Genomic DNA, 13888 nt, shown 5'->3' with positions numbered 1-13888 from the left:
CATCCCCAACCGCCGAAGCTGACCGAGGTCCCAACCGACCCGCTCGCCGAAGCGAAAGGCCCGTCGGGGAGCGGGGTTCTAAGCCCGCCCAACCACCGTGTCAACTCCCTTTTTTCTGTCCCGCCCACCCCCTCTTCCGGTCCCCGAAGGAAGCGGTGGCACATCCGAAAATAATGCCAATTCAAGGAATTAAACGAAACCAGCCAGGGAGAAAACCCGGCCCCAACAAAGCAACCGCTCCGTCGGGAGAGCGGGTTCTATAGACCCAAACCCACCCCGTCAATCGGAAAAGATAAAAATGCGAGAAATGACATCAAGGACCCAGGAGAGACCGCTTGCGTCTCGCCTGGACAGGCTACACGACAGTGGGTGTTTTCCAGTCACGGGGCTTTCCCCGTCCCCCACTGGAGTCGTGAGGCCCCAGACCCCAGGCCATTGTTTATATATGAAAAATCTGGATTTGGCCAATCGCCCCTTCACAAAAGGGGGAGGGAGCGGCAAAGGCGGGGCTCACGCACCAGAACCGGTCGCCTTTGCCGCTCCCCAATCCCGGGGGCCGGAGAGGACCCCAGATCGTCCTTCCGGTCCCCGGGCTTTCCTTATGACGCCATGCGGGCCACCAGGCGTAAAGCGCGGGTTGCCACTGCCTCAGGCGTGAAACCGAAATGCTTGAACAACTCCGGAGCCGGAGCTGATTCTCCGAAAGTTTCCATGCCAACCACGTCACCACGGTCGCCAACGATCCGCCACCAGGGTTCCGGGTGGGCAGCCTCGATGGCCAGACGGGGCACGCCCGGGGGCAAGATGCCGTCCCGCCAAGCCTGCTCTCCGGCCAGGAAACGCTCGCGACAGGGCATGGACACCACCTTGGTGGCGATCCCGTCGGCTTCCAGCAAGTCTCGGGTCTTCATGGCCAATTCCACCTCGGATCCGGTGGCAATGAGAACGATCCGGGGAGCGTCCGCCGCGACGACAACGGCCGCCCCCCGGGCCAACATCGCGCCTTGGGCAGGATCGCGATGCTGGGTTGGCAAACCCTGGCGGCTGAGGACCAGGGCAGATGGTCCGTCGGTCCGGGCGATGGCCTCGGTCCAGGCGACGGCGGTTTCAAGCGTGTCACAGGGGCGCCAGACCTCCAGCCCCGGGATCAACCGCAGGGAGGCCACATGCTCCACCGGTTGGTGAGTCGGGCCATCTTCACCCAGGCCGATGGAGTCATGGGTCAAAACATGGATCACCCGGCGCTTCATCAGGGCAGCCATACGGATGGCGTTCCGGGCATAGTCGGAGAACACCAGGAAGGTCCCGCCAAAGGGAATCCAGCCGCCGTGCAGGGCCATACCGTTAAGGATCGCCGACATCCCGAATTCGCGCACGCCGTGGCTCATGTAGCGCCCGCCGGGATCCTTGTCATTGACCCGCCCCGCGCCCTTCCAGTCGGTCAGGTTGGAGCCGGTCAGGTCCGCCGAGCCGCCGAACAGTTCGGGCAGGCGGGGGGCAATCTTCCCCAGGACCGTCTGGCTGCACTTCCGGGTGGCCGGCGCGCCCTCCTCTGCCGCCGCAGCGGCCAAGGTCTGGGTAACGGTCTCGCGCCAATCGCCGGGCAGCCAACCGACCATGCGCCGATCCAGTTCCCGCGCCGCTTCGGGATGGGCTGCCTGATAACCCTTCCACAGCCGGTCCCATCGCGCGTGCGCAGCGGCTCCTGCGGGGCGGGCGTCCCAGGCGGCACGGATGTCATCGGGAACCTCGAAGGGCGCATGGGGCCAATCCAGGGCCTCGCGCATGACGGCCAGTTCCGCAGCTCCCAGGGGGGCACCGTGGACATCATGGCTTCCGGCCTTGGTGGGCGCCCCCTGGCCGATCTCCGTGCGGCAACAAATCAGGGTGGGCTTGCCGGTCTCCGCCCGGGCCTCGGCAAGGGCAGAGGCGACGGCGTCGGCGTTATGGCCATCCACAGCACGGATCACATGCCAGCCGTAGGCCTCGAAGCGGGCCGGGGTGTCATCGCCGAACCAGCCCTCCACCTCCCCGTCAATGGAGATGCCGTTGTCGTCCCACAAGCAGATCAGCTTGCCCAGACCCAACAGGCCCGCCATGGAACAGGCTTCGTGGGAGATCCCCTCCATCAGGCAACCGTCACCCAAGAGGACGAAGGTGTGGTGGTCGATGACCGGAAAGCCTTCGCGGTTGAAAGTCTCGGCCAGTTGCTTCTCCGCGAGCGCCATGCCAACACCATTGGCCAGTCCCTGCCCCAGGGGGCCAGTGGTGGTCTCCACGCCCGGCGTTACATCCACTTCCGGGTGTCCTGGGGTGCGGCTGCCCATCTGGCGGAAACCCTGCAGGTCTGCCACAGACAGGTCATAGCCGGTCAGGTGCAGGGCTGCATAGAGCAGGGTCGACCCATGGCCGTTGGAGATCACGACCCGATCGCGGTTCCACCAAGTGGGATTGGCGGGGTCGTGGCGGACGGCAGCAGCCCCCTTGGGATCCCACAAGGCGGTAGCGATATCAGCCATGCCCAAGGGCATACCGGGGTGGCCGCTCTTGGCCTTTTCCACCATCTCGGCGGCGAGGAAACGCAGGGCGCTGGCACGGCGCAGGGCATCTTCGGTCCCTGCCTTGGGGACCGGATTGGTCATCACGTTCATGAACTCTCTCCGTTAGGGCGGTGGGCCGTTAGGGCGGGGGACGGAAAAATAGAAACCGGTTTTCCGCCCAACCCACCGCTCACGCATTGAAGCTGGCCGTCAGGCGTGGATGGGCCGAGGGGTGGAGGGGCGCGGATGGGACACCTGTCCCACCATGGCGCGCCGCTTCTCCATCATCCGCCAGATGTAGGGCGTCAGGATCAGCTGCATGGCCAGTTCCATGCTGCCCCCGGGCACCACGATGGTATTGGCCCGGGACATGAAACTGTCCTGCAGCATGGACAGCAGATAGGGGAAATCGATCCCCTTGGGGTCCCGGAAGCGGATCACCACCATGCTTTCCGCCGGCGAGGGAATATCCCGGGCAATGAAGGGGTTGGAGGTATCGACCATGGGCACCCGCTGGAAGTTCACATGGGTGCGGGTGAATTGGGGGCAAATGTAATGGACGTAGTCGTGCATGCGCCGCAGGATCACATCGGTGACCGCTTCAGTCGAATAGCCGCGCTTGTCCTTGTCCCGGTGGATTTTCTGGATCCATTCCAGGTTGATCACTGGCACCACGCCGACCAACAGATCGGGCCAACGGGCCACATCGGCCTCGGCGGTCTGTACCGCCCCATGCAGACCCTCGTAATAAAGCAGGTCTGCGGGCGGCAGGTCCTGCCAGGGGGTAAAGGTCCCCGGCTCCTGACCGTGGCGGGCGGCGTCGTCCTGGTCGTGAAGGTAATAGCGACTGCGGGCCGTCCCCTTCTCCGAGAAATCACGGAACAGGGCTTCCAGTTCGGGGAACAGGTTTGATTCCGGCCCAAAGTGGCTGAAGGTTTGGTCTCCGACGGCGAGGCGCTTTTCCAACTCCGCCTTCATGGCCATGCGGTCGAGGCTGTGGAAGCTGTCGCCCTCGACGATGGCCGCATTCACACCCTCCCGGCGGAAAATGCCCTGGAACGTGCGGGTCACCGAAGTTGTTCCCGATCCGGACGACCCGGTAACGGCAATGATGGGATGCTTATCGGACATGGGGGTCCTCCCTTGACGTCTTTTCTTTTGAGTCTTCAGCTCCCCCGGTCTTGTCCGGTTGAGCCCGGTCCGGGCCGTGATCCTTGTTCAGGGGATCTTGGGCGCGGACTCCGTCGGAAGGCTATTCCGACAAAAGGCGGTGTTCAGAGCATTTCGTCTGGTTCACAACAGGGAGGGCTTGCCCCGTCCCCCACTGGGGCCGAAAGGCCCCAGACCCCATGCTCCTATTTGTAAAAGAAAAATGGGGGTTTGGGGGCATCTGCCCCCAAATGGGCTTGGGCTATCGCCCAAAAAACACGAGCCACTGTCCTGTACCCTGGAGTCACAAACCAAGCCAAATGTTCTAATGCAGTTCCCGAAACAGCCCGCGTCCTGCGAACAGGGGCGACGTTTCCAAAGGCACCGCATCGGGCTCTTCCGGTTCGGCGAAGTACGCTTCGATGCGCTCCACTTCGTCGGCACTGCCAAAGATCAGCGGGGCGCGTTGGTGCAGGGTCGCGGGCATGATGTCGAGCACCCGGCCCGTCCCCGTGGAGGCCTTTCCCCCGGCCTGTTCGACGACAAAGCCGATGGGGTTCACTTCATAGAGCAGGCGCAGACGACCGGGCCGCCGAGGTTCCTTGCGGTCCCGGGGATAGAGGTAAATACCGCCGCGCATCAGGATGCGGTGGGCATCGGCCACCAGAGAGGCGACCCACCGGGTGTTGAAATCCTTGCCCCGGGGTCCCTCGGTTCCGGCCACGCATTCCTCGATGTAGCGGCGCACGGGGGGTTCCCACCAGCGGGCGTTGCTGGCGTTAATGGCAAATTCCGTCGCGGCCTTGGGGATGCGGATGGCCGGATGGGTCAAGACAAAATCCCCCAGGAAGGGATCCAGGGTAAAGCCGTCCACCCCATCGCCAAGGGTCAGAACCAGCATGGTCGATGGGCCGTAGATGGCATAGCCGGCGGCAACCTGGGCCGTGCCCGGCTGCATGAAGTCGATCGTTTCCACCTGTTCGCCGGGACGCGGGACCCGCAGGACGGAAAAGATGCTGCCGACCGAAACGTTCACATCAATGTTCGACGACCCGTCCAGGGGATCATGGAGCAGAAGGAAGGGGCCTGCAGGATACTGGTCGGGCACCCGCTCGATATCCTCCAGCTCTTCCGAAGCCACGGCAGCAACGGTGCCGTTGAATTCCGTGCGGCGGCGGAAGATCTCGTCAGAGAGCAGGTCCAGGCGGGCCTGGACCTCGCCCTGGACATTGACCGAGTCCGCCTTGCCAACCATACCGCCCAGGGCGCCCTGGGCAACGGAGCGGGAAATGGTCTTGCAGGCCCGACTGACGTCAATCAACAGAGTGACCAACTGGTCCGCGTCAGCCATATCCAGGCTCCGCGTCCGTTCGATAAGGTATTGGGCCAGGGTCGTCTGGTCCGGCTTGATCATGGCGCTCTCCCTGCGTCTTTCGGTGCTTATGGCGGTTCTTCGGGTCGTTTTCCTGTTTGTGCCCGGGTCGACCTGTCACGGTTGGCCAAGCCATCCGACTGTCTTGTTGTTGGGCATGGCGTCATCCTGACCGGTGATAGGGATAAGTGGAATTCAGAAATACTCTATCCAGGCATTTGTGATAGCTTATATGAAAACCCAAGGGAGGGGATGCCATGCGCCGCACCACACTTCGCCAATTGCAGGTCTTCGACGCCGTCGCCCGGCATATGAGCTTTTCCCACGCCTCGCGGGAACTCCACCTGACCCAGCCTGCCGTTTCCCTTCAGATCAAGCAGTTAGAAGGCTTGACGAACCTCCCCCTCTTCGAACAGGTGGGCCGCAAGCTGTTCCTGACCGACGCCGGAGAGACCCTGCTGGGCCACACCCGGGCCATCCTCGGTGCCGTTGCCGACGCGGAGGAAGCCATGGCCGCCCTGCGCGGCCAACGGGCGGGGGGGCCCCGGGTCGGGGTGGTCTCCACGGCCAAATACTTCGCCCCCCACCTGCTTTCGGCCTTTGGCGCCGGTTTTCCGGGTGTGGACCTGAGTCTGGCCGTCGCCAACCGGGGGCAGATCATCGCTGACCTGGCGGAGAACCGCATCGACCTGGCCCTGATGGGGCGCCCGCCCGAAGACATGAAGGTCGACGCCTCGGCCTTCGCCCCCCATCCCCATGTGTTCATCGCGCCACCCACCCATAAGCTGTTGGGCCGCAAGGTCCCCATTGAAGACCTGAACGGCGAGACTTTCTTGGTGCGAGAACAGGGCTCTGGCACGCGTTTGCTCATGGAACGGCTGATGGGCGAACACGGCATCACGGCAGGGCGGATCATGGAAATGGCCTCGAACGAGACCATCAAACAGGCGGTCATGGCGGGTATGGGGATCAGCTTTCTGTCCCGCCATACGATTGGGTTGGAAGTCTCCGTCGGACGTCTGGCCATCCTGGAGGTCAAAGACACCCCCGTGCGCCGGGACTGGTTTGTGGTCGTCCGGCAAGGCAAAAAGCTGCTGCCCGTGGGCGAGGCCTTCGTAACCTTCCTCCGCGACCACGGAGCCCGCCTGATCGAAGAGGCCACGCGGGCCCAGGCCCCACGGCGAAGGCGTGCCTCATCAGATAATCTTTAGCTTATACTTATTCGCAAAACATACAATTTTTGCTTATGCCTCGGTCGGGATAGGGTTTGGGGGTAAACAACACCTAATACAGATCGGGGAGTTGCCTCCATGGACCAATCCGCACGTTATGCCAATCTCGACCTGAAGGAAGAGGACTTGATCCGCAATGGCGATCACGTCCTGGTCGCCTACCACATGAAGCCCAAGGCCGGGTATGGGTACCTGGAAACCGCAGCCCATTTTGCTGCGGAAAGCTCCACGGGAACCAACGTCGCGGTGAGCACCACCGACGCCCATACCATGGCCGTCGATGCCCTGGTCTATGAAATCGACCCAGAGCGCCAATTGACGAAAATCGCCTATCCGGTGCCCCTGTTCGACCGCAATATCACCGATGGTCGAGCCATGATGGCTTCGTTCCTGACCCTTTGCATTGGCAACAACCAGGGTATGGGCGACGTGGAATACGGCAAGATGCACGATTTCTATATCCCCCCCAAGCTGTTGATGCTGTTCGACGGTCCCTCCACAACCATCAAGGACCTCTGGCGCGTTCTGGGTCGTCCCCTGGTGGACGGCGGGCTGATCGTCGGGACCATCATCAAACCGAAGTTGGGCTTGCAGCCCAGGCCCTTCGCCGATGCCTGCCTGGAATTCTGGCGCGGCGGCGACTTCATCAAGAACGACGAGCCCCAGGGCAATCAGACCTTCGCCCCCCTGCGGGAGACCATGCGGCTGGTGTCGGATTCCATGAAGCGGGCCCAGGACGAAACCGGTGAAGCCAAGCTGTTCTCGGCCAACATCACCGCCGACGACCCCTTCGAGATGATCGCCCGGGGCGAAACCATCCTGGAGATCTTTGGCGAGAACGCCAATCACGTGGCCTTCCTGGTGGACGGTTATGTGGCTGGAACAACGGCCATCACCACCGCCCGGCGGCGCTTCCCCAACCAGTACCTGCACTATCACCGTGCGGGCCACGGCGCGGTCACCAGCCCCCAATCCATGCGTGGCTACACCGCCTTCGTCCACTGCAAGATGTCCCGCTTTCAGGGAGCCAGCGGCATCCACACGGGCACCATGGGCTACGGCAAGATGGAAGGCGAACCCGCTGATCGCGCCATCGCCTATATGCTTCAACAGGATAGCGCCGACGGCCCCTACTATCACCAGGAGTGGCTGGGCATGAACCCGACCACGCCGATCATCTCCGGCGGAATGAACGCCCTGCGCATGCCCGGCTTCTTCACCAACCTGGGCCATGGCAACGTGATCCAGACGGCAGGCGGCGGCGCCTTTGGCCACCTGGACGGCGGCGCGGCGGGTGCGCTCTCCCTGCGGCAGGCCTACGACGCCTGGCAGCAGGGTATTGATCTGGTCGAATACGCCAAGGAGCACGACGAACTGGCCCGCGCCTTCCAGAGCTTCTCTGCGGATGCCGACGCGCTGTTCCCCGGCTGGCGCGATGTGTTGAAGCCCTCGTCCAATCGGGTGTCCACCTGGAGCCCTGCGGAAGCCACCACCAAAACGGGTCGATCGACGGAGCCCTCCCGTTCGGTCGCCTAACGGTTCCCTCAACCGAGGGGGGGAACCGAAACGGGGGGAGGTGCGGTCCGAGCCCGCCCCTCCCCCCTTTTTTTTAATGCCCAGCACGGAAAAGAGTCTCTCCCAGCGGTTCCAATCTCGCCTGTCAGCATGGAAAATCAGAAACAAGCATTTTGCGCGAACCGTATTTCACGCAAAATGCTCTACTCTAGCGTTGTGCCCCCCCTGGAGTGTTCCCCATGCCAATCTTCCCCCACCTGATCTCCCTTTACGAACAGGAGGGCTTGAGCATTTCCAGCGGCCTCGACACTGGCTTGACACAAAACCCCTTGTCCGAATTCACCTACCTTTTCGACGACCATGAAAGCCTGACGGGCAATCTGGGGATCGCCATGAAGGAGGTTTATTTCCTGGAATGCCTTTTGGGTCAGGGATATCAGCCCAAGCGCATTTTCGCGGTGGGCAATTCCTTTGGCTGGAGCAGTCTCGCCCTGGCCCTCGCCGCGCCCTATAGTCAGGTCGCCGTCCTGGAAGCGGGAGGCGAAGTCTTCACCAGCCAATGGATCACCCGCACCAATCTCATGGCCAAGCGGGCAGGCCTATCCCTGAAAGTGGTCCGCGGACTCTCTCCAGACGACAGCCCTTCCGTGATCACGAAGCACTTGGAGGGGAAGGTCAACTTTGCCTTCATTGATGGCAATCACACGAACGATTCGGTTCGTGCGGATTTCGCCGCCCTCCAGCCTTTCCTGGATCCAGGCAGCGCAGTGCTGTTCCACGACGTGATAGCCTTTCATCTGCAAGATGCGGTCCGGGATATCATCGCCAGCTCCGGATTCAAAGGATACATGCTGCACGGCACACCCTCGGGCATGGCCATCGTCCATGGCCCCGATTGGCCGGAGGAAGCACGGGCCGTCTGCCGCTACTTCGGCGCCAACAAATGGGCCCCCATCCTCGTCAACCACTTCCGCAAGGACCAGACGGATTACACCCTGGGATCGGACTTGCCTTAGATCAAACCGCCTTAAATCGGAATCGATTTAAGGCAGGAAATTTGATCTAGATTCAATAAGTTGAGCATCAGGTGGACCGGAAAACCAGTTCCCACTTTTCCGCTCGATGCCTAGAGGCAAATCCCGCAACGCCAGTGCGTTTAAGCACCGACACCGAAATCAACCCTGGATACCCGTTTTCACGGGCATGACGGAAACCTTTGATTTCACGGTATACGACAATGTCTTGATACGTTTTGGGCGATTGCCCAACCCCCTTTGTTTTTAACCCGGGGTCTGGGGCCTTTCGGCCAATCACTGCCCGGGGTCTGGGGCCTTTCGGCCCCAGTGGGGGACGGGGCAAAGCCCCGTAACGGGAAAACACCTGTTGTCGTGTTCCGTAAGGCGATTTGATCGAGCCCAAGGAAGCCCTTTGGTCTCCAGGCTGCGGAACGGTAGAGTAGAGTACAGATACGGACGAACCAAACCGCGTGGGCAGATACCGCGCGCGCACTCGCCATCAAGGGAGATCTCGCCTTGGCCATTTTGCCGCGCCTCGTCACCCTCTACGAACGGGAAGGCTTCGCCATTTCCAGTGGCCTCGACACCTCCCTATCCAGCACACGGCTTTCAGAATTCACCTTCCTCTTCGATGACACCGACAACCTGACCGGCGCTTTGGGGATCGCCCTGAAGGAAGTCTATTTCCTGGAATGCCTGTTGGGCGGAGCCTACCGCCCGGAACGGGTCTTCGGGGTCGGCTCCTCCTTCGGCTGGAGCGCCCTGTCCATGGCTCTGCTCCTACCCGAAAGCAAACACGCCGTATTGGAAATCGGCGACGAGCCGTTCACCCGGGACTGGATTGGCCGCGTCAACCGTATGGCGGCGCGGGAGCAGCTCCCCTTGACCATCGTCCAAGGCGCCTCGCCGATCGACACCGCAGCGACGGTGCAAAATTACCTGGACGCTCAGGTGGATCTGGCCTTCATCGACGGCCCCCATAACCCTGAGCAGGTCAAAGCAGACGTGGCTGCAGTCCTGCCCTTCCTGACGCCCACCGGTGCCATCCTTCTGCACGACGTAATCGCCTTCAATCTGCTGGACACCGTCCGCGAGATCATCGCCGAAACGGGTTTGATGGGGCGCATGCTCCACGCCACCCCCTCGGGTCTGGCCGTTCTTCATGGCCCCGACTGGCCCGAGGAGGCCAAGCTGGCCTGCCGTTGTTTCGGTGCCAACCGCTGGGCGCCGATCATGCTCGACCACTTCCGGGACCAGCCAGCGGATTTCACCCTCGGGTCAGAGCTGCTGTAAACCGGAGGAGCCAAAGGTTGCAGAGCGGTCCGGGAAGACCGTTTGCACGATAAAGTCTGCCACGGCCTCAACATCGTTCATGTCCAGCCAATGGGCCGGAGCGACCTCGGGCCAGCCGGGACCATGGGGGACGTTGCTCGCCACAGCCAGGATTGACGGATCCTCGGGATAGAGGCCTGCCTTGCCCGTATCGGGCCGAAAGACTTCGATCCGGGGAATGGGCTCGCGTTTAAAGCCTTCCACCAGAACCAAATCCACCGGAGTCAAGCGGGCCACCAGGGCAGCCAAGTCCGGTTCGGGCTCGTCCTCGGCCCGGGAATGGGTGATGGCATAGCCGTTCACCGTGCTGAAAATGGTTTCGTGGGCACCCGCCACCCGGTGCCGGTCACTGTCCTTGCCCGGGGTGTCCAGTTCCGCCACATGGTGGCCGTGCTTGATGGTGGAGACGGACAGCCCCCGCCCCTTCAAAACGGGAATCAACTGAACGAGCAGGGTGGTTTTGCCGCTGTTGCTTTTGCCGGTCAACCCAAACAGAATCATGCGTCTTCCCCATCAAAGGTCAGGCGGAAGGCTTCCGGAAGCGCCTCTGCTCCGCCCATGGTACAGTTCAAATCCTCGACCAACCCCGTTTCCAGGCCATAGCACCAACCATGCACCTGCAAGGGTTGCCCCCGACGCCAGGCGGCTTGAACCATGGACGTCCGAGCCACGTTCATAACCTGGGCCTTCACATTCAACCGGCACATCATATTGACCCGAGCCTCCTCGTCCGGCAGAGCGGCCAGGGCATCGGCATGCAGGCTGGCGATATCCTTGATGCGAGCCAGCCAATTGTCGATGGGACCATGGGCTTTCCGGGAGAGCGCCGCGCGCACTCCGCCACAGCCCAGGTGCCCGACCACCAGGATATGTTCCACTTTCAGGGCATTGATCGCGTATTCGATGACGGCCAGACAATTGGCATCGGCATTGGGGACGATATTGGCGATGTTCCGGTGAACGAACAGCTCGCCGGGTTTCATGCCGACGATCTCATTGGCCGGAACACGGGAGTCCGAACAGCCGATCCAAAGGAACTTCGGCGATTGGACCTCGCTCAGGCCCTGGAAGTACCCGGGATGGTCCTTTTCCTGGGAAGCCGCCCAGGCCCGGTTGCGATCAATCAGAGTCTCGATATCCATGCGCGGTCACTCACCTTCTTCCAACGGGGAGGCACGTCTTTCTTACCGGGCATCGCCCAGCCTCACCAGCTTTAAAGCGCGCAGCTCAAAGCCCCAAACGCGCCCGCAAGACCCGGTCCTCCAGATGGCAGTCAAGCCCATCGAGAACCTGGGCGGTGAGCGCTGCCGCCCCCCCTTCCCCAGCACGCAGGCCCAATCCGAGGCGCAGAAAGCCGCGTTTGCGGGGGATCTCTTTGAGACGCAAATTTTTGCGCTCGGCGTAGGCCGTCAGACTATCCAATCCGTCCACCAGCCCAAGGGTCCTGGCCCGCTCGCCCAACCAGACTTCTCCGGTGAACAGATCCACATCCTCGCGCAGACTGGCCCCCTGGGTGGACCGCCGCGTTTTGACATGGCCGATGAAGGCACCGTGGATCTGCCCCTGCAAATCTTTCAACCAAGCGATATCCTCTTCCTGCACCGGTCGGAAGGGATCCAGGCGCGACTTGCTGCGCCCTGCGGTGATCACACGGCGTTCCACCCCCAGCTTTTCGATGGCTTCTGTAAAGCCAAAACCAGCAGAAATGACGCCGATGGACCCCACCAATGACGTGGGTAGGCTGTGAATGACATCCCCGGCCAGGGCGATCCAATAGCCGCCCGAAGCAGCCATGTCCTCGACAAAGGTGGTGACAGGCTTGCCGGTCTTGTCGGCCTTCAGACGAATATGGTCGTGGATCAACTGACTTTGGGCCGGGGATCCGCCAGGGCAATTCACAACCAAGGCCACCTCGTCCCCCACCTTAAAGGCCCGGTCGATGGACGGCCGCAAGCCCGCCAGGTTCAGGGCCTGTCCCCGGGCAGCGATGATCCCGCCCAAATGGAGAACGGCCAGAGTCTTTCGCTTACGAAAGGGATTGCGCATGGGGCCTCGGCTGTTTTGATTGGTATGAAATGGAACGAAGAACGTCACTCTCCTATTTAGGCGCGGAGCTGGCCCTTGACCAGAGCGAACAGGACGCTCACCTTTTGCATTCACTTTCGTCTCAGTCGTCGGTGTGACCTTGCCCATGAATGACTTCACCCAGTATCCCGTCCACGATATGAGCATCCTGGACGCCATTGCCCGGGACACCTCTCCAGAAATCGTGCCCCGTCTGGTGGCGATTTTTCTGAAGGAGGGGATACGCCGCCGTGCCGCCCTGGCCGAAGCCCTGGCGTGCCGGGACCGGGAAGTTATCGGACGGGAATCCCACGCCCTGAAAAGTGCCGCAGCCTCCTTCGGCTGCATGCGGCTGGCCGCCCAGGCCCGGGCCACGGACGCTGTGTACAAAACCGGTGAGGACGAGACCTTGTTTGCGCTCGCGCCCCTTCTGATTGCGTCTTTGGAAGAGGCCGAAGCGGTCCTTCAAGCCGTCAATATGGGGGAGTAAACCAACCCAACCCAACCCAACTCAGCCCCGCGCCACGCCGTGGATGGCGGCGATATGGCGATGGTCCGTGCCACAACACCCCCCTGCAAGAACCAACCCCGGCAACAGAGTGGACAAGACACCAACCTGACGCCCCAGGTCCTCCGGATCCCCCTCATCCAGGGTGGTGGCGTTATCCAGCTCGGCATGGCTTTTGTCCGAGGCGTTGGCCCGCACCGCCCTTAGCCGGGGCAACCAAGATCCTCCCTCCTCCAACACCTTGCGGAAATGGGCCGGATGGGCGCAATTGATCTGGTAGTAGGGGGGCGCCCCGCCCGTCGCGTCATCGACCAGGGCAATGGCCTCGCCGAGGCTCTCGCCGGAGGGGAGATGGCCATCGGTCTCCAGGGTAAACGACGGGACGAGGGGCATGCCGACCGCCACCGCAGCCCGGACCATGCCCAGAGCTTCCGCCCCATGGGTCAGGGTCATGGCCGAGATCATATCCGCCTCCGACCGGGCGAAGGTCTCGATTTGGGCGGCGTGGTAGGCTCTGGCCTCCTCCGCACCGACGGGCCGGGTCGGGTTATAACCGTCCCCCCGGGGGCCGATACAGCCGGAGATCACCAGGGGGGCCGCCTCCGTCTCGTATTCGCTCCGCAACCTTAGGAGTTGCTCGACGGCCTTGAGGTTCGCCCGCTCCAGGGCCTTGGCGTCATACCCCAGCTTCTCCCCCCAGTCGGCGCTCGCCCGCCAAGTGGGCGTATCGAGCAGAATTCCCACGCGCCGCTCCCGCGCCAATTGGGCGTAGGAGGCGAAGAAATCCCAGAGAACCCCTTCCCCTTCCGCCGTTTCCAACAGGGTGAAGGCCGCAAAATGGGGTAGGCTCAGTCCCAGTCGGTAGATAAAGGTGGTCCCCATCCCCCCATCGGTGATGAAGGGGGAAGTCCGGTCGGCGGACAATTGGGGCAAGGTATCGCGGTATTTGGGCATGGGGGCCGCCATTTTCGTGAAGAAGACGACAACTGTATACCCCTCTTCCAGCAGATCTCGAAATGGGATGAAAAATTCTCCACCGGGGGTCCGGTCTCCGCAGCCCCAACGGCCCCGGTTGGCCCGCTGCTTTTTTCGGTGTCATACCAAGGTGCGGTGAGTTTGACACACCGCACCTGGGAAGCGGCCAACTGGCCGCCGCGCCT

11 protein-coding genes and 1 pseudogene are annotated in these 13888 nt (G+C 62.2%); 5 read left to right on the top strand and 7 right to left on the bottom strand.

What is annotated here, in order from left to right:
- Window positions 1-599: 599 nt before the first annotated feature.
- The 3 genes from tkt to ACLIRY_RS10545 all read right to left on the bottom strand — a co-directional run bounded on the left by tkt (window position 600) and on the right by ACLIRY_RS10545 (window position 5103).
- Window positions 600-2651, bottom strand: a complete 2052-nt coding sequence (gene tkt / locus ACLIRY_RS10555) for a transketolase (RefSeq protein ID WP_413205331.1) — start codon at window positions 2649-2651, stop codon at window positions 600-602.
- A gap of 99 nt (window positions 2652-2750) precedes the next feature.
- Window positions 2751-3671 (bottom strand): phosphoribulokinase, encoded by a 921-nt coding sequence (locus ACLIRY_RS10550; protein ID WP_413205330.1) that lies wholly within the window; start codon window positions 3669-3671, stop codon window positions 2751-2753.
- 343 nt (window positions 3672-4014) lie between these two features.
- Window positions 4015-5103, bottom strand: a complete 1089-nt coding sequence (locus ACLIRY_RS10545; protein WP_413205329.1) for a class 1 fructose-bisphosphatase — start codon at window positions 5101-5103, stop codon at window positions 4015-4017.
- A 215-nt stretch (window positions 5104-5318) separates the two neighbouring features.
- Here ACLIRY_RS10545 and ACLIRY_RS10540 point away from each other — a divergent pair, with 215 nt between their 5' ends.
- The 4 genes and pseudogenes from ACLIRY_RS10540 (at window position 5319) to ACLIRY_RS10525 (ending at window position 10117) form a co-directional block, all read left to right on the top strand.
- Window positions 5319-6272, top strand: a complete 954-nt coding sequence (locus ACLIRY_RS10540) for a LysR substrate-binding domain-containing protein (RefSeq protein WP_413205328.1) — start codon at window positions 5319-5321, stop codon at window positions 6270-6272.
- Window positions 6273-6371: 99 nt separating this feature from the next.
- Window positions 6372-7739 (top strand): annotated as a pseudogene (locus tag ACLIRY_RS10535) (ribulose-bisphosphate carboxylase); the annotation flags it as partial.
- A gap of 308 nt (window positions 7740-8047) precedes the next feature.
- Complete coding sequence (locus tag ACLIRY_RS10530; RefSeq protein WP_413205327.1) at window positions 8048-8824, top strand: class I SAM-dependent methyltransferase; 777 nt, start codon at window positions 8048-8050, stop codon at window positions 8822-8824.
- 516 nt (window positions 8825-9340) lie between these two features.
- The gene (locus tag ACLIRY_RS10525; protein WP_413205326.1) at window positions 9341-10117 is read left to right on the top strand and encodes a class I SAM-dependent methyltransferase; all 777 of its coding nucleotides are present in this window, start codon (window positions 9341-9343) and stop codon (window positions 10115-10117) included.
- Here ACLIRY_RS10525 and mobB read toward each other — a convergent pair.
- The 3 genes from mobB to ACLIRY_RS10510 all read right to left on the bottom strand — a co-directional run bounded on the left by mobB (window position 10103) and on the right by ACLIRY_RS10510 (window position 12202).
- Complete coding sequence (gene mobB, locus ACLIRY_RS10520) at window positions 10103-10657, bottom strand: molybdopterin-guanine dinucleotide biosynthesis protein B (protein WP_413205325.1); 555 nt, start codon at window positions 10655-10657, stop codon at window positions 10103-10105. The two genes, ACLIRY_RS10525 and mobB, sit on opposite strands and share 15 nt — an antisense overlap.
- Complete coding sequence (locus ACLIRY_RS10515) at window positions 10654-11298, bottom strand: carbonic anhydrase (RefSeq protein WP_413205324.1); 645 nt, start codon at window positions 11296-11298, stop codon at window positions 10654-10656. Before ACLIRY_RS10515 ends, mobB begins: the two co-directional genes overlap by 4 nt.
- An 85-nt stretch (window positions 11299-11383) precedes the next feature.
- Window positions 11384-12202 carry a S49 family peptidase gene (locus ACLIRY_RS10510; protein WP_413205323.1) on the bottom strand — a complete coding sequence of 273 codons (819 nt, stop codon included), beginning with the start codon at window positions 12200-12202 and terminating at the stop codon, window positions 11384-11386.
- Between the two features lie 145 nt (window positions 12203-12347).
- Between ACLIRY_RS10510 and ACLIRY_RS10505 the strand changes: the two genes are divergently transcribed.
- The gene (locus ACLIRY_RS10505) at window positions 12348-12710 is read left to right on the top strand and encodes an Hpt domain-containing protein (protein ID WP_413205322.1); all 363 of its coding nucleotides are present in this window, start codon (window positions 12348-12350) and stop codon (window positions 12708-12710) included.
- Window positions 12711-12731: 21 nt separating this feature from the next.
- Here the strand turns inward: ACLIRY_RS10505 and ACLIRY_RS10500 are convergent, their stop codons facing one another.
- The gene (locus ACLIRY_RS10500) at window positions 12732-13682 is read right to left on the bottom strand and encodes a homocysteine S-methyltransferase family protein (RefSeq protein ID WP_413205321.1); all 951 of its coding nucleotides are present in this window, start codon (window positions 13680-13682) and stop codon (window positions 12732-12734) included.
- Window positions 13683-13888: the final 206 nt, after the last annotated feature.

It is taken from the genome of Rhodospirillum sp. A1_3_36, from assembly GCF_047263945.1.
Classification (GTDB): Bacteria; Pseudomonadota; Alphaproteobacteria; order Rhodospirillales; family Rhodospirillaceae; genus Rhodospirillum.
This window is presented reverse-complemented; position numbering and strand designations above follow the sequence as displayed.

Excerpts from the sequence above, each read along its gene's own strand:
- tkt (WP_413205331.1), bottom strand. The coding sequence starts at position 2,651 with ATGAACGTGATGACCAATCCGGTCCCCAAGGCAGGGACCGAAGATGCC.
- ACLIRY_RS10550 (WP_413205330.1), bottom strand. The coding sequence starts at position 3,671 with ATGTCCGATAAGCATCCCATCATTGCCGTTACCGGGTCGTCCGGATCG.
- ACLIRY_RS10545 (WP_413205329.1), bottom strand. The coding sequence starts at position 5,103 with ATGATCAAGCCGGACCAGACGACCCTGGCCCAATACCTTATCGAACGG.
- ACLIRY_RS10540 (WP_413205328.1), top strand. The coding sequence starts at position 5,319 with ATGCGCCGCACCACACTTCGCCAATTGCAGGTCTTCGACGCCGTCGCC.
- ACLIRY_RS10530 (WP_413205327.1), top strand. The coding sequence starts at position 8,048 with ATGCCAATCTTCCCCCACCTGATCTCCCTTTACGAACAGGAGGGCTTG.
- mobB (WP_413205325.1), bottom strand. The coding sequence starts at position 10,657 with ATGATTCTGTTTGGGTTGACCGGCAAAAGCAACAGCGGCAAAACCACC.
- ACLIRY_RS10515 (WP_413205324.1), bottom strand. The coding sequence starts at position 11,298 with ATGGATATCGAGACTCTGATTGATCGCAACCGGGCCTGGGCGGCTTCC.
- ACLIRY_RS10510 (WP_413205323.1), bottom strand. The coding sequence starts at position 12,202 with ATGCGCAATCCCTTTCGTAAGCGAAAGACTCTGGCCGTTCTCCATTTG.
- ACLIRY_RS10505 (WP_413205322.1), top strand. The coding sequence starts at position 12,348 with ATGAATGACTTCACCCAGTATCCCGTCCACGATATGAGCATCCTGGAC.
- ACLIRY_RS10500 (WP_413205321.1), bottom strand. The coding sequence starts at position 13,682 with ATGCCCAAATACCGCGATACCTTGCCCCAATTGTCCGCCGACCGGACT.